Source organism: Dactylosporangium aurantiacum (assembly GCF_000716715.1).
GTDB classification, from domain to species: domain Bacteria; phylum Actinomycetota; class Actinomycetes; order Mycobacteriales; family Micromonosporaceae; genus Dactylosporangium; species Dactylosporangium aurantiacum.
The window spans coordinates 220,084-242,392 of the sequence record NZ_JNYJ01000022.1 but is presented as its reverse complement, the minus strand read 5'-3'; the positions used below and the strand labels follow the sequence as shown (position 1 = coordinate 242,392).

The window sequence follows — 22,309 nt, the reverse complement described above, 5'->3', positions numbered from 1 at the left end:
GCACCCGGTCAGCGGACCGGGCCAGCCGGCGTTGCCAGCAAGACCGCACCACCACGTCAGCGGACGGACCAGCCGGCGTTGCCAGCAAGACCGCACCACCACGTCAGCGGACCGGACCGGCCGGCGTTGCCAGCAAGACCGCACCACCACTGCACGAGGGACCGTTCCCTCGCGGAGCCGCCAACTCCCCGCACCGCACCACACCCCCGAACGAAGGATCGCGATGAGTAAGAGGCACGTGACGCGAAGGGTGCTCTCGGCGTTCGCCGTGGCAGCCCTGGTCGCGGTTACGGCTCAGACCCTGCCGGCGAACGCCGCCGGCGGCCCCAATCTCGCCAGCGGCCGGCCCGCCACGTCGAGCAGCACCAACGGCGCCAACGGCATCGGCAACATCAACGACGGCAACCAGGCCAGCTACTGGGAGAGCGCCAACAACAGCTTCCCGCAGTGGGCGCAGATCGACCTGGGCAGCGCGAAGAACATCGACCAGATCAAGCTGAAGCTGCCCAACGACACCGCCTGGGCCACGCGGACGCAGACGCTGTCGGTGACCGGCAGCACGGACGGCGGCTCGTTCAGCACGATCGTCGGCTCGGTCGGGTACAGCTTCAACCCGGCCCAGCAGAACACCGTCACCATCAACTTCACGGCCGTGAACACCCGCTACGTGCGGCTGAACTTCACCGCCAACACCGGCTGGCCCGCCGCGCAGGTCTCCGAGTTCGAGATCTACGGCGTCGCGTCCTCGACGACCAACCTGGCCGCCGGCAAGACGTTCTCCTCCAGCAGCACCAACGGCGCCTACACCGCGGCCAACGCGGGCGACGGCAACCAGGCCTCCTACTGGGAGAGCAGCGGGGCCTTCCCGCAGTGGCTGCAGGTCGACCTGGGCTCGGCCGTGCCGGTCAGCTCCGTCGTGCTGAAGCTGCCCACCGGCTGGGGCACCCGCCGCCAGACGCTGACCCTGCAGGGCAGCACGGACGGTGGCTCGTTCACCACCGTCCTCGGCTCCGCCGAGTACGAGTTCAACCAGGGCACCGGCAACACGGTGACCATCCCGTTCACGCAGTTGACCACCCGCTACATCCGGGTGAGCATCTCGGCGAACACGGGCTGGGCCGCCGCGCAGGTCTCCGAACTCGAGGTGTACGGCCCGGCCAGCGGCGACACGCAGGCGCCGACGGCGCCGGGCAACCTGGCCTACACCCAGCCGGCCAGCGGCCAGATCCGCCTGACGTGGAGCGCCTCCACCGACAACAGCGGCTCGATCGCCGGCTACGACGTGTACGCCAACGGCACGCTGCGCACCAGCGTGGCGGGCACCGCGCTCACGTACACCGACTCGCAGCCGGACACGGCGACCGTGCAGTACTTCGTGAAGGCCCGTGACGCGGCCGGCAACCAGTCGCCGAGCAGCAACACGGTGACCCGCACCGGCACCGTGGCGGACACGCAGGCGCCGACGGCCCCGTCGAACCTCGCCTACACCCAGCCGGCCAGCGGCCAGATCCGCCTGACCTGGGGCGCCTCCACCGACAACAGCGGCAGCATCGCCCGCTACGACATCTACGCCAACGGCTCCTACCGGGCGAACGTGGCCGGCACCGTGCTGACCTACACGGACAGCCAGCCCGACACGGCCACGGTGTCCTACCAGGTGAAGGCGGTCGACGCGGCCGGCAACAACTCCGCGGCCAGCAACACGGTGACCCGCACCGGCACCGGCAACCCGCCGGCCGGCACCAACCTGGCGCTGGGCAAGCCGATCACCGCCAACGGCTCGGTCTTCACGTTCGTGCCGGCCAACGCCAACGACAACAGCGTCACCACCTACTGGGAGGGCGCGGCCGGCTTCCCGGCGACCCTCACCTCGACGCTGGGCGCCAACGCCGACATCAGCAAGCTCACGCTGAAGCTCGACCCGAGCAGCGCGTGGGGCGCCCGGACCCAGAACATCGAGGTCCTCGGCCGTGAGCAGAGCGCGACCGGCTACACCAGCCTGGTCGCGGCCCGCGACTACCGCTTCGACCCGGCCAGCGGCAACAGCGTCGACATCACGCTCAGCGCCCGGGTCGCCGACGTCCAGCTGAAGATCAACTCCAACACCGGCGCGCCGTCCGGGCAGATCGCCGAGTTCCAGGTCTACGGCGTCGCGGCGCCGAACCCGGACCTCGTCGTCACCGGCATCTCCAGCTCGCCGGCCAGCCCGATCGAGACCGACGCGGTCAGCCTCACCGCCACGGTGAAGAACCAGGGCAGCGCGGGCTCGGCGGCGACGAACGTCAAGTTCTACTTCGGCACCACGCTCGTCGGCACGGCCAACGTCGGGGCGCTCGCCGCCGGCGCCACCGCCAACGTCACCGCCGGCATCGGCGCCCGTGACGCGGGCTCGTACACGCCGATCGCGAAGGTCGACGAGGGCAACGCCGTCGTCGAGCAGGACGAGTCGAACAACACCTTCACCGGCTCCGCCTTCACCGTCGCGCCGGTGCAGACCTCCGACCTGGTGGCCTCGCCGTCGGGCTGGTCGCCGAGCAACCCGTCGGCGGGCAACACGGTCACCTTCTCGGTGGCGATCAAGAACCAGGGCACGCAGGCATCCGCCAGCGGCGCCCACGGCATCACCGTCACGGTCAAGGACGCCAACGGCACCACCGTCAAGACGCTGACCGGCTCCTACAGCGGCGTCATCAACGCCGGCGCGACCACCGCCCCGGTGAACCTGGGCACGTGGACCGCGGCCAACGGCAAGTACACGGTGACCACGGTGCTCGCCGCGGACACCAACGAGCTGTCGGTGAAGCAGGCCAACAACACCTCCACCGCGCAGCTGTTCGTCGGCCGCGGCGCGAACATGCCGTACGACATGTACGAGGCGGAGGACGGCAGCGTCGGCGGCGGCGCGGCGGTCGTCGGGCCGAACCGCACCATCGGCGACCTCGCCGGTGAGGCGTCGGGCCGCAAGGCGGTCACGCTCAACGCGACCGGCGCGTACGTGCAGTGGACCACCCGGGCCAGCACCAACACGCTCGTCGTGCGGGCGTCCATCCCGGACGGCACCACCTCGTCGCTGAACATCTACGTCAACGGCACCTTCCACAAGGCGATCAACCTGACGTCGAAGTACTCGTGGCTGTACGGCAACGAGGCCTCGCCGACGAACTCGCCCGGCGCCGGGCCCCGTCACATCTACGACGAGGCCAACGTGATGCTCAACAGCACGGTGCCCGCCGGCAGCACGATCAAGCTGCAGAAGGACTCCGCCAACAGCGGCACGTTCGCGGTCGACTTCATCAACCTCGAGCAGGTGTCGCCGATCGCGAACCCGGACCCGACGAAGTACGTCGTCCCGGCCGGCTTCACCCACCAGGACGTGGTGAACGCCTTCGACACGGCCCGCCAGAGCGCGACCGCGGTCGGCGTCTACCTGCCCGCCGGCACGTACGAGACGACCAGCAAGATCGGCGTCTACGGCAAGGCGATCAAGGTCGTCGGCGCCGGTCCCTGGTACACGAAGTTCCAGACCCCGCAGGGCCAGGAGAACACCGACGCCGGCTTCCGCCTGGAGACCAGCGCCAACGGCTCCACCTTCTCGGGCATCTCGTTCTTCGGCAACTACACCTCGCGCATCGACGGCCCCGGCAAGGTGTGGGGCGAGCTCAAGGACATCAACGGGCTGACCATCGACAACGTCTGGGTCGAGCACACCGTCTGCATGTACTGGGGCGTCAAGAACAACAACATCACCATCACCAACAGCCGCATCCGGGACACCTGGGCGGACGGCATCAACTTCACCAACGACACCACCAACACCCACCTGAACAACATCGACGCCCGCTCCACGGGTGACGACTCGTTCGCGCTGTTCTCCGCGACCGACGGCGGCGGCTCGGTGGGCAACCACGACAACCTGTGGGAGAACCTCTCCGCGACGCTGACGTGGCGTGCGGCGGGCCTCGCGGTGTACGGCGGTTACAGCAACACGTTCCGCAACCTGTACATCGCGGACATGCTGACGTACTCCGGCATCACGATCAGCTCGCTGGACTTCGGCTACCCGTTCGTCGGGTTCAACTCCCCGAACACGGTCATCCAGAACGTGTCGCTGGTGCGCGCCGGCGGCCACTTCTGGGGCAACCAGGCGTTCGGCGCGATCTGGGTCTTCTCGGCCTCGAAACCGCTCCGGGCGATCCGGGTGTCCGACGTGGACATCGTCGACCCGACCTACTCGGGCATCATGTTCCAGACGAAGTACAACGGCTCCACGCCGGAGAACAGCGTCCAGGACACCGTGTTCACGAACATCAACATCAGTGGTGCGCGCCGCAGCGGTGACGCGTTCGACGCCAAGTCCGGCATCGGCATCTGGGTCAACGAGATGCCCGAGCCCGGTCAGGGCCCGGCCGTCGGCACCGCGACGTTCAACAACCTGGTGTTCTCGAACAACGCCGAGAACATCCGCAACACCACGACCACGTTCACGCTGGTGATCAACCCGTAGTACCGGCCCGACCGAGGGGCCGCCGGTTCATCCGGCGGCCCCTCGCAGTCTGCGGACCCCCTCCCGGAGCTGGTCCGGCGGCGCGGCGGCGAACGTCAGCCGCAGGTAGGCGCCGTCGGGCTCCGCCGCGAACCACGGCCGCCCGGGGAACACCACCACCTGCCGGGCCGCCGCCTCGTTGGTGACCGCCACGTCGTCCGCGCCCTGCGGCAGGCGGGCCCAGACGTGCAGCCCACCGGCCGGGACCAGCGGCAGTCGCAGCGTCGGTACGTGCACGGCGAGGGCCTCGGTCAGCGCTTCGCGGCGGGCCCGCAGCTCGGTGCGCAGCGCCTTGAGATGCCGCGGCCACGCCGGCGACGTGACGAGGTCCAGCGCCGCCTGCTGCAGCGGCCCGGAGACGAAGAAGTCGTCGAGGACCCGCGCGGCCCGCAGCCGGGCGCCGGCCGCGCCGCGGGCCCCGATCGCCGCCACCCGCAGGCCGGGCGCGGCGGACTTCGTCAGCGACCGCAGGTACACCACGTGCCCGTGCGGGTCGTCGGCGACGAGCGGCCGCGGCGGGTCGTCATCGATCGCGAGGTCCCGGGCGTAGTCGTCCTCGAGCAGGAACGCCCCGGCCGCGCGCACCGCGGCCATCACGTCCGGCCGGCGGGCCGCGGACAGCGTCGCGCCGTGCGGGTTGGCGTACAGCGGCTGGCAGTAGAACAGCCGCGCCCCGGTGCGCAGGAACGCCGCGCGCAGCAGGTCTGGGCGCACGCCCTCGGCGTCGGTGGGGACCGGCACCACCCGCAGCCCCGCGGCGCGGGCGGCGGCGAGCGCGCCGAGGTAGGTCGGTGCCTCGACCAGCACCGCGTCGCCGGGCGCGCACAGGGCCCGAAACGCCGTGGACAGCGCCGACTGCCCGCCCGGGCAGATGTTCATGTCCTCGGCCCGCAGCGTGCCGCCGGCCGTGCGGGCGAACCAGGCCCGCAGGTCCTCGCGGCCCTCGACCGGGCCGCGCTGCCACGCCGCCGGCTGCCGGGCCGCCCGCGACAGCGCCGCGCCGAGCGCCGCCGCCGGCTGCAGGTCGGCGTCGAGGTAGCCGCTGGACAGCGGGATCATGCCGGGCCGCGGCATGGCCAGCAGGGCCTGCATCGCGTCCTCGCCGGGCGGGCGGGCGCCGAGCGCGATCGACTGCCAGCCGAGGTCCTGCGTCTCGGCGGGGCGCGCCGGGCGCAGGACGAACGTGCCGCGCCCCGGCTGCGCGTCCAGCACGCCCTCCGCGGTCAGTGCCCGGATCGCCCGGGTCACGGTCACCGGCGACGCCTGGTGGCGGGCGCTGAGCTCGCGCACCGTCGGCAGCCGCGTCCCAGGCGCCGCCGCGCTCGCCGCGGCCCGGAGATCTTGGATAACGCGGGCCGCTGCGTTATCGTCATTCATGAGAGCAGAGAATAACGTTACTCAGTCGAGCGCGGTAACGGGCGTGGTGCTGGGCCTGCTGGGGGTCGTGTCGTTCAGCATGTCGCTGCCGGCCACCAGGGCCGCCGTCGGTGACCTCGACGCCTGGTTCGTCGCGTTCGGCCGGGCCGTCGGCGCCGGGCTGCTGGCCCTGGCGTATCTCGCCGTCACCCGCGCGCCGCGCCCGAGCGCCGCGCAGTGGCGGCGCCTCGCGGTCGTCGCCCTCGGCGTCGTCGTCGGCTTCCCGCTCTTCACCTCCCTGGCCCTCGTCACCAGCACCGCGTCGCACGGCGCCGTCGTCGTCGCGCTGCTGCCCGCGATCACCGCCGGCTTCGCGGTGCTACGCAGCGGCGAGCGTCCCGCCGCGGCGTTCTGGGTGGCCGGGTGTGCCGGGCTCGCCGCGGTGCTGGTGTTCCTGGTGGCCAGTGGTGCGGTCAGCGGGTCCGTCGGCCCGGCCGACCTGTTCCTGCTCGCCGCCGTCACGCTGTGCGGCCTCGGCTACGCCGAGGGCGGCGCCCTGGCCCGTGACCTCGGCGGCGCCCGCACCATCTGCTGGGCCCTGGTGCTGTCGCTGCCGGTCACCGTGGCCGTGACCGCCGCCGCGGTGGTGCGCCAGCCGCCCCACGCCGCGGCGCCGGCCTGGGCCGGTTTCGCGTATCTCACCGTGGTTTCGATGTTCCTGGGGTTCTTCGCCTGGTACGGGGGGCTCGCCCGCGGCGGTGTGGCGAAGATCGGCCAGCTGCAGCTGTCGCAGCCGGTGCTCACCATGGCGTGGTCGGCGCTGCTGCTGGGCGAGGCGGTGCCGCCCGGCGCCGTCGTGGCCGCGGTCGCCGTGCTCGGCTGCGTCGCGCTCACCCAGCGGCTGCGCGCGCAGCGCCCGATTGATGACATTGCCCGGTACGCGACTGAGCTGCGCTGAACCGGGCACCAGCATCAGCGCGTGAAGAAAGTCTTCCTCATCCTCGGAATCATCGCGGGCTCGCTGCTGCTGCTGTGCTGCGGCGGCGGCGTGGCCCTGTACTTCCTTGCCGACTCCACCACCTACGCCAAGCCCGCCGACGCCTGCGCCACGGTCACCGCGGCCAAGGGCACCTCCGCCTTCGGCGCGCTCAAGGACCAGCAGAAGAAGGACACCACCGCGTTCGGCCGCACCTACGGCGGCTGCGTGCTCACGTACGAGGCGACCGGCACCCTGACCGTCGCGATCGACGTGCCGTCCTCCGCGTCCGACGTGCGCACCCACTACGACGCGGTGAAGAAGCTCGCCGAGGCGAGCACCGCGGCCGGCGCCACCGTCACCGACGTCGACGGCATCGGCACGAAGGCGTTCGCCATGTACACCACCGCCGGCGGTGCCCTCATGTACGAGCTCGACCTCTACGACGGCAACCTCTACCTCAGCCTCAACCTGACCGCCCCGGCCGGCACCACGCTCACCCCCGACAAGGTGCGCGCCGACTTCCTGGTCATCGGCAAGTCGATGATGACGTCGCTGGAGAGCTCCTCGTCCGGCGACCGGGACGACTGAACGGGTACGGTTGATCGCGTGCGCATCGCGTTCGCGGCAGACGACTCCAACGAGACCACCGCGGCCGTCGTCCGGCACCTCGCCGAGGAGCACGAGGTGCTGGACGTCGCCGCGGCCGGCACCCCGTGGCCGGACCTGGGCACGCTGGTCGGCCGGGCGGTCGTCGAGGGCCGCGCCGACCTCGGCGTGGTGATGTGCTGGACCGGCACCGGCACGGCGATCGCCGCCAACAAGGTGCCCGGCGTGCGGGCCGCCCTGGCGTGGGACCCGTGGATCGCCCGCGGCGCCCGGCTGTGGAACGACGCCAACGTGCTGGCGATGAGCCTCAAGCGCCTCGCACCCGACGTGGCCGTCGAGGTGCTCGCCGCGTTCCTCGCCGTCGACGGGCCGGATCCGTCGGAGGCGGCGAACATCGCGTCACTCGGATGAGACGGCGGTCACGCTGCTTGACCAAAGCGTGACCTGAACGGTCGCAACCGCTTCGCGGAGCCCGAGGTCTTTGCTCAATGAACGGCGACGCACATCGCCGTGACGCGGGCGGCATTGCCGGCCCAACACCGACAGACGACTCGACGACCCACCCGGTGGGCGCGGTGCATGCCCGTGCCTGTCCACAGTAGAGGGTCCATCGTGGACGCCTGGCGATGTGTGCTGCCCGCGTGCCGAAACGCCGTCCACGGCCGCACAGCCGTGGTATCCGGGAAGGTGCTCTACACGTGAATATCAGAACGAGTGCGCTGGTGGCTGGAGCGGTCACCGCGACGCTTGTGCTGTCCGCCTGTGGCGGCGGCTCAAGCAGCGACAATACCAGCAAGGACAGCGGTCAGAAAGGTGCCAGCGGGTTCAACGCGGCATTGACGGGCGTGGTCAACCCCTCCGACAAGAAGGGTGGCACGCTCAAGCTCACCAACCACGACAACCCCGACTCCTACGACCCGGTGCGCGCGTACTACGCGAACATCTGGAACTTCGCGAACATCTGGAACTTCATGAAGGGCTACTACGTCCGGACGCTGCTGACCAACCAGGCGAAGCCCGGCGAGGAGGGCCTGGTGCTCACCGCCGACCTGGCCACCGACCTGCCGAAGATCGAGGACGGCGGCAAGAAGTACACCTTCACCCTGCGCAACGGCCTCAAGTTCGAGGACGGCACGCCCATCACGTCGAAGGACGTCAAGTACGGCATCGAGCGCGTCTTCGCGCAAGACGTGCTGTCCGGCGGCCCGAGCTACCTCATCGACGTGCTCGACCAGGGCCAGAAGTACCCCGGCCCGTACAAGGACACCGACCCGGACAAGCTGGGCCTCAAGTCGGTGCAGACGCCCGACGACAGCACGATCGTGTTCACGCTCAAGGAGCCGCTGAGCGACTTCCCGTACCTGCTCGCGATGCCGGGCGCCGGCCCCGTGCCGAAGGCCAAGGACACCGGCGAGCGGTACTCCAACCACCCGGTCTCCTCCGGCCCGTACAAGTTCGAGTCGTACGACGAGGGCAAGAAGGCCGTCCTGGTCCGCAACGACCAGTGGGACCCGAAGACCGACTCGATCCGCAAGGCGCTGCCCGACCGGATCGAGGTCACGTTCGGCACCGCCGTCGAGGAGATCGACGCCCAGCTCATCTCCGGTGACGTCGACCTGGACCTGGCGCAGACCGGCGTCCAGCAGGGCTCGCAGGCCAAGGTGCTGCTCAACCCGGACGTGAAGAAGAACGCCGACGCGCCGACCACCGGCTTCATCCGCTACTTCGCGCTGAACACCAAGGTCGCGCCGTTCGACAACGTCCACTGCCGCAAGGCCGTGCAGTACGCGACCGACAAGATCGCGATGCAGACGGCCCGCGGCGGCCCGGACGCCGGTGGTGACATCGCCACCAACATGCTGCCGCCGAACATCGCCGGCCACGACCCGAACCTCGACCCGTTCAACACGAAGTCGGGCAAGCCGCAGGTCGACAAGGCCCGTGAGGAGCTCGCCGCGTGCGGCAAGCCCAACGGCTTCGACACGGTCATCGCGACCCGCAACTCCGGCAAGGAGCCGAAGACCGCCGAGGCCCTGCAGGCCGCGCTGAAGAACGTCGGCATCAACGCCCGCCTCGACCCGAGCGACGCGTCGCTGTACTTCCGCTCGACCATCGGCGCGCCGTCCAACACCCTGTCCAAGGGCTACGGCATCATGATGGCGGGCTGGGGCGCGGACTTCCCGACCGCGTCGGGCTTCCTGGCGGTGCTCGTCGACGGCCGGCTGATCCTGCCCAGCGGCAACAACAACTACTCCGAGCTGAACAACGCCGAGGTCAACCAGCTCATCGACCAGGCGAAGGCGGAGTCGGACCCGAAGAAGGCCGCGGCCATCTGGGGTCAGATCAACAAGATCGTCATGGACGAGGCCGTCATGGTGCCGTTCACGTACGACAAGGCGCTCAACGTCCGCAACCCGCGGCTCACGAACGTCTTCGTCAGCCAGTACTACGGCATGGTCGACTTCGGCAGCCTCGGCGTCAGCTGAGCTGCGAGGACGGCGCGAGTGCCCGGGTCGGCGAGGGACTTCCCGGGCACGCGGTGACACCCCGCCGATGCGGCCTCCCGGCGCATCCGGTGCGGTGACCGTCACGCGCTACCGCCCGGGTCGACGAGGGACTTCCCGGGTGTGCGAGTGACAGTCGGGGCCGCCTTGCCTCCTTGGGGCGGCCACGGCTGTCCGGCCCGGATCCGGTGCGCGCCGGGTCCGGGCCTTCGCCTGCGCTCCGGCCGGTTCGGTGCCGTTCAGTAGGCGATGCTGACCCGGTGGTGGACGTGGCCCGGGTCGGTGATGGACCTGAGCATCGCGTGCGCGACGTCGGCGCGGGACAGGGTCCGGCCGCCGCGGACGCTCAGGTCGAGGACCGTCCGATATGGACGGTGGCCGCCGTCGGTGAGGCGGGGCGGGCTGATGAGGGTCCAGTCCAGGCCGCTGGCGCGCAGGACCCGCTCGGCCTCGGCCAGGTCGGCGAAGTTGGCCTTCAGCACCCGCTGCACGATGGGCTTCGCCACCGCGCGCATGAGCAGGCTGTCGCCCCGGTCGGAGATCCGGCCGGCGGCGTCGACGACGAGGATGCGCCGCACGCCCGTGGCCCGCATCGCGGCGACCGCGGCCCGGGCGCCGTCGGCCTGCACGGTGGTGGGGCCGCCCCTGCGGTGCCCCAGCGCGCCGAGCACCGCGTCGCGGCCGGCGACCGCACCCTCCAGCGCGGCCGCGTCGTCCAGCGTCGCGCGCACCACCGTCGCGCCCGGCACGTCGAAGTCCCGGCGGACGACGGCGGTCATCTCGTACCCCAGCCGCAGTCCCTGCTCGATCAGCTGCCGCCCGATCCCGCCGGTCGCCCCCAGCACGGTCACCTTCACAGCTTCCCCCAGCGTGGTGAGTGAGCACTTACTAACCATTATGATGGTGGGTGAGTGTTCACTAACTTGTCAAGGGAGCCCGGCTTGGCCACGCGCGACGTGATCCTGGACGCGGCCGCCTCCGTGCTGCGGACCCGAGGGCTGGCCAACTCGACGACCAAGGAGATCGCCCGCGCCGCCGGCTACTCGGAGGCCACGCTCTACAAGCACTTCCGCGACAAGATCGAGCTGATGGTGGCGGTCCTGCACGAGCGCGGCCCGCAGTTCATCCCGATGATGCAGACCCTGCCCGAGCGCGCCGGCACCGGCACCGTCCGCGGTGTCCTCACCGAGCTGGCCACCGTCGCGATCAGCTTCTACCGCGACGGCTTCCCGATGTTCGCGTCCATCTTCGCCGACCCGGCGATCCTCAACGCGCACCGCGACCAGCTGCGCGCCCAGAACCTCGGCCCGCACCGCGCCAATGACGGCCTCGTGGAGTACCTGCGCGCCGAGCAGCGCCTCGGCCGCGTCTCCCCGGACGCCGACCTGCCGGCGGTCGCCGGGCTGCTGCTGGGCGCCTGCTTCCAGCTCGCCTTCATCGGCCACTTCACCGAGCGCCGCGCCGACCTCGAGTCCGCCACCGCCTTCGTCGCCCAGCTCCGCCTCTGACCGGTGCGCCGCTGGCCGGTCGCGCCGCCGGCCGGTCGCGGCGCCGGCCGGTCGCGGCGCCGGCCTCTGCGGTCGTGGACGATCCGGCTCGCTAGTAGCGGACGATCAGGGCGATCCTGCCGTCGAGTGCGAGGCTGCCGTCGCCGACGAAGGTGACCTCGCCGCCCTGGCGGGCCACCAGCTCGACCACGTCGTCCACGGCGTCGTCGACGAGGGTGCCGGCGGGGCCGCTGGTCGGCTGCTGCTCGGCGGGGTGCAGGTGGTCGTCGTGCACCCAGGCCGGGCTGTGGAAGTTCTCCTCGACCAGCAGGTGGGCGCCGCGGCCCTGGTGGGCCAGCTGCCACACCTCGGGCAGCCCGGCGGCGAAGCGGTTCGCCCCGCGGGCCACGTCGAGCTGCTCGAGCGCGGCGATCTGCTCGAACGCCTGATGGGCGGCGAGGTGCGGGGCCAGCACCCGGTGCAGGTCGTGCGGGCCGGCGTGGTCGTAGTTGCCGGGGACGGTGCCGGCGACGGGCGCGCTCCACTCAGCGGCGAAGAAGGCCAGGTACCGCTCCACGCCCAGCACGAACACCGGCCGCGTGTCGAGGGCGTCGACCCGGCGCAGGGCGGTGGCGATGTCGCGGAAGAACTGGCGGTGCCGCTCGTCGCGGTGGGCGCTGGGGTTCTGCCCGTAGTCGCGGGGCAGGCCGACCGTGCCGCCGGGCCCCTCGTGCGTGAACGGGAAGCCGTGCGTGGTCACCTCCACCAGGTGCGCCCCGTCGCCGCTCCACAGGCGGGTCGGCTGCTCGGAGAGCACCAGGGCCCAGTACCGGTGCCGGCGGGCCGCGTCGGCGACGACGTCGCGGATCTCGTACGTCTCGGCGACGACCACCCGCTCGTTGACCGGGGAGTCCAGGAGGCGCACGTGCACCTGTCCCGGCGACGCGAACAGTGCCAGTCCCTCGCCGACCTGCCGCAGGTCGACGTGCGCGGCGGCCTCGGCGATCTCGTCGTACACGGCGGCGGCGACGTCGGCGGGGACCGCCTCGTCGGCCTCCAGCCGGCGGCGGGTCTCCGTGAGGAGGTTCCGCAGCCGGATCGGGTCCTGCTGGTTTGCGGGCGGCGTGCGGTGGGTCGGCATCAGCAGGGACACCGCCGGGTAGCCGCTCGGCGTGAGGGTGGCCAGGTCCTTCACCGTCATGCGCCCACGGTCGCCCCGGTCGGCACCCGGCGTGCTCGCCCACCGCAGGTGAAAGGCCGGGCGGCGGTGGCCCGGTCAGCGGAAGGTGAACAGCCGGCCGGCGAGGGCGTGCCGGACCGGTCCGGCGAGGCGGTGCATGCCGACGCGGAAGCGGGCGTCGTGCGGGCTGGTGAACGACAGCTCCGTGAAGCCGTGCTCGGCGAACAGCGCCCGCACCCGCAGGCTCAGGTCGGTGTCGCCGGCGCCGCGGGCGCGGGTCCAGATGACGATGCCGCCGGGGGCGAGCAGCGCGGGCAGCGCGGCCACCGTGCGCCGCGTGTCGGTGTCGTCGATGTTGCCGAAGACCCCGCAGGCCAGCAGGACGTGTGCGGGCCGCACGCCGAGATACGTGTCGGCCTGCCCCGCGTCGGCGACCCGGACCTCGACGGCGGGCAGCCCGAGGTCGTCGGCGGTCTCCCGGGCCCGCCGGGCCAGGACCGGGTCGAGCTCCACGAGCAGCGCCCTGACCCGGCGGTCGTGCTCGGCGATGACCGGCAGCACGTCACGCCCGTCGCCGGCGCAGATGCTCAGCAGCCGCCGGGTCCCGCCCGGATCGGTGGGGGAGGTGCCCAGCGCCCGGCGCAGGTCGCGCCGCACGACCTCGAGGCGGCGCGACAGCGCAGAGGTGGGCGCGTCGTAGCCGTGGTGCCATTCGACCCAGTCGCGGTTCACCGGGTCATTCAACAGCTACCGGTACGTCCGCAGCGACCGCAGCCGGCCCTCGTGCGTGCGGAACACCCAGACCAGCTCGGTGTCGCCGACCCGGCCGGTGGCGGTGACCGTGGCGCCGTCGGTGAGGACGGTGTCGAGCCGCACGGGGATCGGGGTGACGGCGGCGGCCACGTCGGCGGGGCAGCGCACGGACGGGTGGCCGTGGTCGGTCCAGTCCGGCGCCAGCAGGGTGTCCACTGTGGACGCGTCGCCGGTGCGCCACATGGTGAAGTAGCGCCGCACCAGGTCGGCCGGGTCCTCGTCGAGCCGGGCGGCGGCCGGCGCCGGCAGGTCCAGGTCGAAGCCGGCGAGATTGTCCGCGAGCTGCTCGACGGTGCGCGGGCCGATGATGACGGAGGTGACACCCGGTTGCCGCCCGGCCCAGGCGACGGCGACGGCGGTGGGGGTGGCGCGCAGGTCGGCGGCCACGGCGGCGGCGAGTCCGGCCTGCCAGTCGTGCCGTGGCCGCAACATCGACTCGGCCCAGCCGCGCGCCGCGTCGGTGCCCATGTCGCGCAGCCGGGCGACCCGCGAGCCGGGCGCGACGGTCCCGCCCAGGTAGCGGCCGGTGAGCACGCCGCCGCCGAGCGGGGACCAGACGATCGCGCCGATGCCGAGGCCGGCGGCGGTCGGCAGGAGCTCGGTGAGGGCGTCGCGGGCGATGAGCGACAGCTGCGGCTGCACGCTGACGAGCGGGGCGGCGCGCAGCCGGCGGGCGGTCCAGTGCGCCTCGACGAGCTGCGCCGCGGTGACGCCGGAGCAGCCGAGGTAGCGGACCTTCCCGGCGCGCACGAACCCGTCGAGCGTGGCCAGGGTCTCCTCGACGGGCGTGCCCGGGTCCCACTGGTGGCACTGGTAGAGGTCGACGTGGTCGGTGCCGAGGCGGCGCAGGCTCGCCTCCAGGGCGCGGGTCAGGTGGGCCCGGGACAGCCCGCGGTCGTTCGGGCCCGGGCCCTGCGGCATGCCCGCCTTGGTGGCGAGCACGACCTGGTCGCGGCGGCCGCGGACGGCCCGCCCGACGATGCGCTCGGACTCCCCGCCGGCGTAGGCGTCGGCGGTGTCGATGAGGTTGTGCCCGGCGTCGAGGAACGCGCCGACGATGCGGGCGGCGGTCGGCTCGTCGCAGCCGCGCACGCCGCCGGTGGTGCCGAAGTTCATCGTGCCGAGCGCGGCCCGCGACACCCGCAGCCCGGACGCTCCCAGCGTGGCAAAGCTCATGCTGCCACCTCCGCTCATGTCGGTCCCCCGTATGATCGCAGCGATACGGAACACGTGTTCCGCATGATGGCCGACGATACGGAACAGGTGTTCCGCTTGTCAACGACGGGTGGTGTGCGTGCGAGCCGACGCCGAACGCAACAGGCAGCGGGTCCTCGAGGCGGCCGAGGAGGTGCTGGCCCGCGACGGCGCCGCTGTGTCGATGCGGGCGGTCGCCGAGCGGGCCGGTGTCGGCCTCGGCACCATCTACCGGCACTTCCCGACCCGTGAGGCCCTGCTGCAGGCGATCGTGGTGGACCGGGTGCGCCGCCTGGCCGAGTCCGCCGGGCCGCTGCTGGCCGCCGACGACCCGGCGGCGGCGTTCTTCACGTTCTTCACCCGGGTCGTGGACGTCTCGGCCCGCAAGAAGGCCCTCGCCGACGAGGTGTCCGGCGCCGGGCTGGACCCGAAGGCCGGCCTGGGCGCGGTCGGCGGGCAGCTGCGCGCCGCGATCGAGGCGCTGCTGCGGCGGGCCCAGGCGGCCGGCGGGGTCCGCGCGGACCTCGCGATGCCCGAGCTGCTCGCCCTGCTCGGCGCGGCGTGCCTGGGCGCGGAGCGCAACCAGTGGGACGACGCGCTGCGCGACCGTGCCCTCGGGCTGCTCTTCGACGGGCTGCGCGGCCCATAGTCGGGACGGCCATATATTGACTGTTGTTGATTACGCCGCTTGGATTCCAACGATGACGGAGCGGACGCTGGTCGAGTTCAGCGGCAGCCGGGGCGGGACCTGCGCGCTGAGCTGGGGACAGGTCGCGATCTGGCGGGCCATCCAGCGGATGGTGCCCGACGACGCGGCGCTCAACATGAGCTGGGTGACCGACCTGGAGGGCGAGGGCATCTCCTCCGGCACGCCGCTGTCGCGCATCACCGATACCGTGCGCACCGTCGTGGAGCGCCACGAGTCGCTGCGCACCCGGGTCCGGGCCGACGCCGGCGGCGTGCCGCAGCAGGTGCTCGCCGCCACCGGCACGATCGAGGTGCACGTCGTCGAGGCGACCGCCGCGACCGCCGCCGCCGAGGCGACGGCGTTGCAGGCGCGCCTCACGCAGCCCGCGTACGACTACCCGCACGAGTGGCCGCTGCGCGCCGGTGCGGTGCTGGTCGGCGACGTCGTCACGCACGCCGTGTTCGGCATCTGCCACCTGGTCACCGACCGCGGCGGGCTGACCGCGCTCGTGCGCGACGTCGTGCTGTGCCTGCGCGGCGAGCCGCTCGCCGAGGCCGACGACCGGCAGCCGTACGACCAGGCCCTGCACCAGCGGTCCGAGGCGGGCCGCCGGCAGAGCGGCAAGGCGCTGCGGTACTGGTCGCGGCACCTGCACCGGGTGCCGCTGCGGCGGTTCCCGGACGGCGGGGTGCGCGCCGAGGGTGAGCCGCCGTTCTGGGCCGCCACGCTCAGCTCACCCGCGGGGGACCTCGCCGTCACCCGGCTCGCCGGCCGGGAGCAGGTGAGCACCTCGGCGGTGATCCTCGCCGCGGCCGCCGTGCAGCTGGCCCGGCAGACCGGCGCCCGCGAGGCGGTGCTGCAGGTGATCGTGAGCAACCGGTTCCGCCCCGGGCTCGCCGGATCGGTCGGGCCGGCGTCCCAGGACGGGCTGTGCGTGGTGGACGTGGGCGGGGCGGAACCCTTCCCGGTGGTCGTCCAGCGGGCGATGCGGGCGTCGCTGCAGGCGTACCTGCACGCCCAGTACGACCCGGCGGCCCTCGACGACCTCGTCGCGGCGGTCGGCGCGGCCCGCGGCGGCGAGGTCGACCTCTCCGCGTCGTTCAACGACCGCCGCTTCGACGCGCAGACCCCGGTCGCGGCGGGGGAGGCGGTGACGGCCGCCGCGATCGAGGCGCTGCTGCCCGCGACCCGGCTGCGCTGGGAGCGCGTCGAGCACTACGGCGCGCGCTACTTCCTGCACGTCAACGCGGTCCCCGGCAGCCTGGACCTCACCCTGTTCGCCGACACGTCGGTGCTGCCGGCCGCCGCGGTGGAGGCGCACCTGCGCGGCATCGAGGCCCTGCTGGTCGAGTCGGCCGCCACGGCCGGGACGGCGGCGCCGGTCGCGGTCTGAACGCGCACGCGCCGGACGCTAAGTCAAGTTACCGCCGCGTGCCGTGAGGTTGATCACCAGCTGTTGGTTGATCTTGCCGAATGTGCAAGTTTCAACTCTTGAGCACCTGGAATGTGCAAGGTCACGGGGACCTTCACAGGAAAGGAGGTGATCGAGTGAGACGGATCAACCCTAAGGGGAGACCGGAGCACGAGCGGGCGGTGGCCGCGCTGCGTGCCTCGTACGACGCGGTGCCGGACGGCAGCCCGGTCCGCCTGGCGAAGAAGACATCCAACCTGTTCCGCCCGAGATCCGCGGCCGGACCCGCCGGCCTGGACGTGAGCGGCCTCGACGGCGTCGTCGAGGTCGACCCGCTCGGCCGCACCGCCGACGTGCAGGGCATGTGCACGTACGAGGACCTCGTCGACGCGACCCTGCCGCACGGGCTGATGCCGCTGGTGGTGCCGCAGCTGCGCACCATCACGCTCGGCGGTGCGGTCACCGGCCTCGGCATCGAGGCCACGTCGTGGCGGCACGGGCTGCCGCACGAGTCGGTGATCGAGCTGGACATCCTCACCGGCGCCGGTGAGATCGTGACCGCCCGCCCGGACAACGAGCACGCCGAGCTGTTCGCCGCGTTCCCCAACTCGCTGGGCAGCCTGGGGTACGCCACCCGCCTGCGCATCGAGCTGCAGCCGATCGCCGCCCAGGTCGCGCTGCGCAACATCCGATTCGACGACGTCGAGGACCTCCTGGAGGCCGTCGGTGAGGTGATGCGCACCGGGCGGTGGGAGGGCGAGGACGTCGACGTCATGGACGGCGTCATGTTCCGGCCGCAGGAGTCCTACCTGGTGCTGGGCCGGTTCGGTGGCGCGGGCCCGACCAGTGACTACACCGGCCAGGCGATCTACTACCAGTCGCTGCGGTCCAAGGCGACCGACCGGCTCACCGCCTACGACTACCTGTGGCGGTGGGACACCGACTGGTTCTGGTGCTCGGCCGCGTTCGGCGCGCAGCAGCCCGTCGTGCGCCGGCTGTGGCCGACCCGGCTGCGCCGCAGCGACGTCTACCACCGCATCGTGCGGCTGGAGAACCGGTACGGCTTCGCCGCGCGGGTCGACCGCTGGCGGGGCAACCCGGACCGGGAGCGGGTGGTGCAGGACGTCGAACTGCCCCTGGCGCTGACCGGCAAGTTCCTGCACTGGTTCGCCGAGCACGTGCCGATGGCGCCGATCTGGCTGTGCCCGCTGCGGCTGCGCTCCGGCACGACCTGGCCGCTGTATCCGATGCACGCCGGCGAGCCGTACGTGAACGTCGGCTTCTGGGGCACCGTCCCGATCGTGCCCGGCGCCGCCGACGGTGACGTCAACCGGGCGATCGAAGCCAAGGTGTCCGAGCTCGGCGGCCACAAGTCGCTGTACTCCGACGCGTACTACGACCGGGAGACCTTCGACCGGCTCTACGGTGCCGCCGCGTACCGCGCCGCGAAGGACCGTTACGACCCGCAGCACCGACTGACCGACCTCTACGACAAGGTTGTGGGGCGACGATGACCATCACCAACAAACGTTCCTCGGCGCCGCGGCAGCGGCCGCCGATGCCCACCGTCGCGGACATCGTCCGTGCCGTCACCAACGGCGAGCCCGCCGTGCGCATCACCGCGTACGACGGCAGCGCGGTCGGCCCCGAGACGGCGGCGATCGGCCTGCACGTCGCCTCCGAGCGCGGGCTGTCCTACCTGCTCACCGCCCCCGGCGACCTCGGCATGGCCCGCGCGTACGTGACCGGTGACCTCGAGCTGCGCGGCGTGCACCCGGGCGACCCGTACGAGGCGCTCAAGGTCCTCGGCGACGGCGGCCTGCAGCTGCGGATGCCGTCGCCGGCCGACGCGCTGCGGCTGGTCCGCGGCCTCGGCTGGGAGCGGCTGCGCCCGCCGCCGCCCCCGCCGCAGGAGCACGTGCCCAACTGGAAGCGGACCCTGCAGGGGCTGCGGCACGGCCGCGGCCGCGACGCCGAGGCGATCCACCACCACTACGACGTCTCCAACGCCTTCTACGAGAAGGTCCTCGGGCCGTCGATGACCTACACCTGCGCGGTGTTCCGTTCCCCGAGCGACACCCTCGAGCAGGCCCAGGCCAACAAGTACGACCTGGTCGCCGGCAAGCTCGCGCTCAAGCCCGGCATGCGGCTGCTGGACGTCGGCTGCGGCTGGGGCGGCATGGTCCGGCACGCGGCCCGCGAGTACGGCGTCAAGGCCCTCGGCGTGACCCTGTCCCGCGAGCAGGCCGCGTGGGCGCAGGCGGCGATCGAGCGCGAGGGCCTGTCCCACCTCGCCGAGGTCCGTCACCTGGACTACCGCGACGCGCCGCTGGAGCACTTCGACGCGATCAGCTCCATCGGCCTCACCGAGCACATCGGCCTGCGCAACTACCCGGTGTACTTCAAGACCCTGCGCGACCGGCTCAAGCCCGGCGGGCGGCTGCTCAACCACTGCATCACCCGCTCGGACAACCGCACGTCGCACCGGCCCGGCGCGTTCATCGACCGGTACGTCTTCCCCGACGGCGAGCTGGCCAGCCCGGGCAAGCTCGTCTCCGCCGTGCACGACGCGGCCTTCGAGGTGCAGCACGAGGAGAACCTGCGCGTGCACTACGCGCACACCCTCGCCGGCTGGAACCGTAACCTCGTCGAGCACTGGGACGCCTGCGTCGACGAGGTCGGCATCGGCACCGCCCGCGTGTGGGGGCTCTACATGGCCGGCTCCCGGTACGCCTTCGAGCGCAACCAGATCCAGCTGCACCAGATCCTCGCCACGAAGACCACGCGCCTCGGCGAGTCCTCGTTCCCCCTCCGCCCGGACTGGACCCCGTAACCCCCTGGGACGACACCGGACGCCCCGCCGGCCACCCCCGGCGGGGCGTCCCGCTTTCCGGCCGCGGTGCGGGGCGCGCCCGCGTGTCACCGGATGCCGGCCGCCGCCTTGTCCGCCCCCGCCTCGGTCACGTCGAAGTCCAGCGCGTCGCCCGCGACGTCGACCCGCACCCGCTGCCCGCGTTCGAGCCGCCCGTCCAGCAGCATCTCCGACAGCCGGTTGTCGACCTCCCGCTGGATCGTGCGCCGCATCGGCCGGGCGCCGAACTCAGGCTCGAACCCGTGCTCGGCGATCCAGCGCACCGCGGCGTCGGTGAACTCGACCGTCACGTCCTGCGCGTGCAGGCGGCGCCGGGTCTGCTCCAGCAGCAGCCCGGTGATCTCGGCGAGCTGGTCGGTGGTGAGCTGGGAGAAGATGACGATCTCGTCGATGCGGTTGACGAACTCGGGGCGCAGGTCCTGCCGGAGCCGGCGCAGGATGCGCTCGCGGACCTCACGGTCGTCCGCCTCGGCGGAGGCGTCGGCGGAGGCGTCCGCGGTGAAGCCCAGCGCCTGCCCACCGGCGGTGATCAGCTCCGAACCCAGGTTGCTGGTCATGATCACCACGGTGTTGCGGAAGCTGACGGTGCGGCCCTGGCTGTCGGTGAGCCGCCCGTCGTCCAGCACCTGCAGCAGCAGGTTGAACACGTCCGGGTGGGCCTTCTCGATCTCGTCGAGCAGCACGACGCTGTACGGGCGCCGCCGCACCGCCTCGGTCAGCTGCCCCGCCTCGTCATAGCCGACGTACCCGGGCGGCGCGCCGACCAGCCGGCTGACGGTGTGCCGCTCCTGGAACTCGCTCATGTCCAGCCGGACCATGCGGCTGTCGTCGCCGAACAGGGCCTCGGCGAGCGCCCGGGCCAGTTCCGTCTTGCCCACGCCGGTCGGGCCGAGGAACAGGAAGCTGCCGATCGGCCGGCCGGGGTCGCCCAGCCCGGCCCGGGACCGGCGCACGGCCTGCGCCACCGCCTGCACCGCGTGCTGCTGCCCGATCAGCCGCTCGTGCAGCCGCCCCTCCAGGTTGCTGAGCCGGATCCGCTCCTCCTCGGTCAGCTGGGCGGCCGGGATGCCGGTGGCGCGGGACACCACCTCGGCGATGTCCCCCGGCGTCACCTGGGCCACCGGGGCGGGTCCGGTCACCGCCCGCTCGATCTCGCCGCGCACCTCGGTGATCTGGTCGCGCAGCGCGGTCGCACGCTCGTACTGCTCCTGCGCGACCGCCTGGTCCTTGTCCCGGACCAGCTGCTCCAGCCGCTGCTCGAGGTCGCGGGTGTCGGTGGCCGGGGCGTGCATGCGCAGCTGCACCCGAGCGCCGGCCTGGTCGATGAGGTCGATCGCCTTGTCCGGCAGGAACCGGTCGGTGAGGTACCGGTCGGCCAGCTCCGCCGCCGCCACCAGGCTCTCGTCGGTGAACCGTACGCCGTGATGCGCCTCGTACCGGTCCCGCAGCCCGCGCAGGATCTCCACGGTGTCCGGCACCGACGGCTCGGGGACCAGGATGGGTTGGAAGCGCCGCTCCAGCGCGGCGTCCTTCTCGATGTAGCGGCGGTACTCGTCCAGCGTGGTCGCGCCCATGATGTGCAGCTCGCCGCGGGCGAGCGCGGGCTTGAGCATGTTCGCCGCATCGGCGCCCCCGCCCTCCCCGCCGCCGGTGCCGACCACCGTGTGGATCTCGTCGATGAACAGGACCAGCTCGTCGGAGTGCTCGCGCACCTCGTCGATGACCGCCTTCACCCGCTCCTCGAAGTCGCCCCGGTACCGGGTGCCGGCCACCAGCCCCGTCAGGTCCAGCTGCACCAGGCGCTTGCCGGCCAGCGTGCGCGGCACGTCGCCGTCCACGATGCGCTGGGCGAGCCCCTCCGCGATCGCGGTCTTGCCGACACCGGCCTCACCGATCAGCACCGGGTTGTTCTTGGTACGCCGGGCGAGCACCTCGACGCACTGGTCGATCTCGGTCGCCCGGCCGATGACGGGGTCGACCCGCCCTTCCCGCGCGGACGCGGTGAGGTCACTGCCGTACCGGTCCAGCGTGGGCGTGCTGCCCCGCTGCCCGCCGCCCCGGCTCCCGCCACTCATGCCGGTGCCCGTGCCCGCCGCCGGCTGGTTGACGGCGTCGCGCAGCCCTTCCGGCGTCACCCGCTGCCCGGCCAGCAGCTCACCGCCCGTCGTCTGCGGGTTCAGCGCGAGCGCCACCAGGATGTGCTCCGGCCCGATGTACGACGCGCCGCCCGCCCGGGACAGCTGGTGCGCCTGCAGCAGCACCCGTTTCGTCGCCGGCGTCAGGGTCTGGGTGCCGGTCAGCTGCCGGGACGGCCCGCGCGGCGGCCTCGCCTGCAGCGCCTGCACCAGCGCACCCGGGTCGGCCCCGGCCCTGGCGAGCACCTGGCGCAACGGCTCGCGCTGCAGGATCGCCCAGAGCAGGTGCACCGTGTCCAGGTCCTCCTCCCCGGCGCCGGCCGCGTACCGAGCGGCCTCCACCACCAGGTCGCGCGCCTCCTGGCTCATCAGGCGGCTGAGGTCGATCCGGCCCGCCGACCGCTGGGCCGGCCCGCCGAAGAACCGGGCGATCAGGTCGTCGAACGGGCTCTCCGGCTCCGGCTCACCCGGCCAGTATCCGTACGTCACGCTGGCTCCTCCTCGCAGCGGCCCTCGGCCGCTACCGACCGGTGGGGCGCGC

Annotated in this window: 16 protein-coding genes; 10 read left to right on the top strand and 6 right to left on the bottom strand. The window is 72.4% G+C overall.

Annotated features, from left to right (window positions below; all coding sequences use genetic code 11):
- Positions 1–223 precede the first annotated feature (223 nt).
- Positions 224–4,504: a galactose-binding domain-containing protein gene (locus tag OP18_RS25330; RefSeq protein WP_033361469.1), complete on the top strand. Its 4,281-nt coding sequence runs from the start codon at positions 224–226 to the stop codon at positions 4,502–4,504.
- A gap of 27 nt (positions 4,505–4,531) precedes the next feature.
- Here the strand turns inward: OP18_RS25330 and OP18_RS25325 are convergent, their stop codons facing one another.
- Positions 4,532–5,920 carry an aminotransferase-like domain-containing protein gene (locus OP18_RS25325; RefSeq protein WP_033361468.1) on the bottom strand — a complete coding sequence of 463 codons (1,389 nt, stop codon included), beginning with the start codon at positions 5,918–5,920 and terminating at the stop codon, positions 4,532–4,534.
- Between the two features lie 43 nt (positions 5,921–5,963).
- Between OP18_RS25325 and OP18_RS25320 the strand changes: the two genes are divergently transcribed.
- The 4 genes from OP18_RS25320 (at position 5,964) to OP18_RS25305 (ending at position 9,970) form a co-directional block, all read left to right on the top strand.
- Positions 5,964–6,857 (top strand): DMT family transporter, encoded by an 894-nt coding sequence (locus tag OP18_RS25320; protein ID WP_245635517.1) that lies wholly within the window; start codon positions 5,964–5,966, stop codon positions 6,855–6,857.
- 21 nt (positions 6,858–6,878) lie between these two features.
- Positions 6,879–7,466 carry a hypothetical protein gene (locus OP18_RS57520; RefSeq protein WP_033361467.1) on the top strand — a complete coding sequence of 196 codons (588 nt, stop codon included), beginning with the start codon at positions 6,879–6,881 and terminating at the stop codon, positions 7,464–7,466.
- 18 nt (positions 7,467–7,484) lie between these two features.
- Complete coding sequence (locus tag OP18_RS25310) at positions 7,485–7,895, top strand: RpiB/LacA/LacB family sugar-phosphate isomerase (RefSeq protein WP_033361466.1); 411 nt, start codon at positions 7,485–7,487, stop codon at positions 7,893–7,895.
- 434 nt (positions 7,896–8,329) lie between these two features.
- Positions 8,330–9,970 (top strand): ABC transporter substrate-binding protein, encoded by a 1,641-nt coding sequence (locus tag OP18_RS25305; protein ID WP_245635516.1) that lies wholly within the window; start codon positions 8,330–8,332, stop codon positions 9,968–9,970.
- Between the two features lie 257 nt (positions 9,971–10,227).
- Here the strand turns inward: OP18_RS25305 and OP18_RS25300 are convergent, their stop codons facing one another.
- Positions 10,228–10,839 carry an NAD(P)-dependent oxidoreductase gene (locus OP18_RS25300; RefSeq protein WP_245635515.1) on the bottom strand — a complete coding sequence of 204 codons (612 nt, stop codon included), beginning with the start codon at positions 10,837–10,839 and terminating at the stop codon, positions 10,228–10,230.
- A gap of 90 nt (positions 10,840–10,929) precedes the next feature.
- On the opposite strand from OP18_RS25300, the gene OP18_RS25295 reads away from it, so the two are divergent.
- On the top strand, positions 10,930–11,496 hold the full coding sequence (locus tag OP18_RS25295) for a TetR/AcrR family transcriptional regulator (protein ID WP_052387275.1): 567 nt from the start codon (positions 10,930–10,932) through the stop codon (positions 11,494–11,496).
- A 91-nt stretch (positions 11,497–11,587) separates the two neighbouring features.
- On the opposite strand, the gene OP18_RS25290 is transcribed toward OP18_RS25295, so the two are convergent.
- From OP18_RS25290 to OP18_RS25280, 3 genes are all read right to left on the bottom strand, one after another.
- The gene (locus tag OP18_RS25290) at positions 11,588–12,676 is read right to left on the bottom strand and encodes a baeRF3 domain-containing protein (protein WP_033361464.1); all 1,089 of its coding nucleotides are present in this window, start codon (positions 12,674–12,676) and stop codon (positions 11,588–11,590) included.
- Positions 12,677–12,751: 75 nt separating this feature from the next.
- Positions 12,752–13,387 (bottom strand): class I SAM-dependent methyltransferase, encoded by a 636-nt coding sequence (locus tag OP18_RS25285; RefSeq protein ID WP_033361463.1) that lies wholly within the window; start codon positions 13,385–13,387, stop codon positions 12,752–12,754.
- A gap of 15 nt (positions 13,388–13,402) precedes the next feature.
- Positions 13,403–14,644, bottom strand: coding sequence for an aldo/keto reductase (locus OP18_RS25280; RefSeq protein WP_156089752.1), 1,242 nt, complete (start codon positions 14,642–14,644; stop codon positions 13,403–13,405).
- Positions 14,645–14,762: 118 nt separating this feature from the next.
- On the opposite strand from OP18_RS25280, the gene OP18_RS25275 reads away from it, so the two are divergent.
- The 4 genes from OP18_RS25275 to OP18_RS25260 all read left to right on the top strand — a co-directional run bounded on the left by OP18_RS25275 (position 14,763) and on the right by OP18_RS25260 (position 19,594).
- Positions 14,763–15,311, top strand: coding sequence for a TetR/AcrR family transcriptional regulator (locus OP18_RS25275; RefSeq protein ID WP_211273661.1), 549 nt, complete (start codon positions 14,763–14,765; stop codon positions 15,309–15,311).
- A 52-nt stretch (positions 15,312–15,363) separates the two neighbouring features.
- On the top strand, positions 15,364–16,743 hold the full coding sequence (locus OP18_RS25270) for a condensation domain-containing protein (RefSeq protein ID WP_052387274.1): 1,380 nt from the start codon (positions 15,364–15,366) through the stop codon (positions 16,741–16,743).
- A 200-nt stretch (positions 16,744–16,943) separates the two neighbouring features.
- Positions 16,944–18,275, top strand: coding sequence for an FAD-binding oxidoreductase (locus tag OP18_RS25265; protein ID WP_245635514.1), 1,332 nt, complete (start codon positions 16,944–16,946; stop codon positions 18,273–18,275).
- Complete coding sequence (locus tag OP18_RS25260; RefSeq protein WP_033361461.1) at positions 18,272–19,594, top strand: class I SAM-dependent methyltransferase; 1,323 nt, start codon at positions 18,272–18,274, stop codon at positions 19,592–19,594. The genes OP18_RS25265 and OP18_RS25260 overlap by 4 nt, the downstream gene beginning before the upstream one ends.
- Positions 19,595–19,680: 86 nt before the next feature.
- On the opposite strand, the gene OP18_RS25255 is transcribed toward OP18_RS25260, so the two are convergent.
- Entirely contained in the window at positions 19,681–22,257 is a 2,577-nt protein-coding gene (locus tag OP18_RS25255; RefSeq protein WP_033361460.1) for an ATP-dependent Clp protease ATP-binding subunit, read from the bottom strand.
- Between the last annotated feature and the right edge of the window lie 52 nt (positions 22,258–22,309).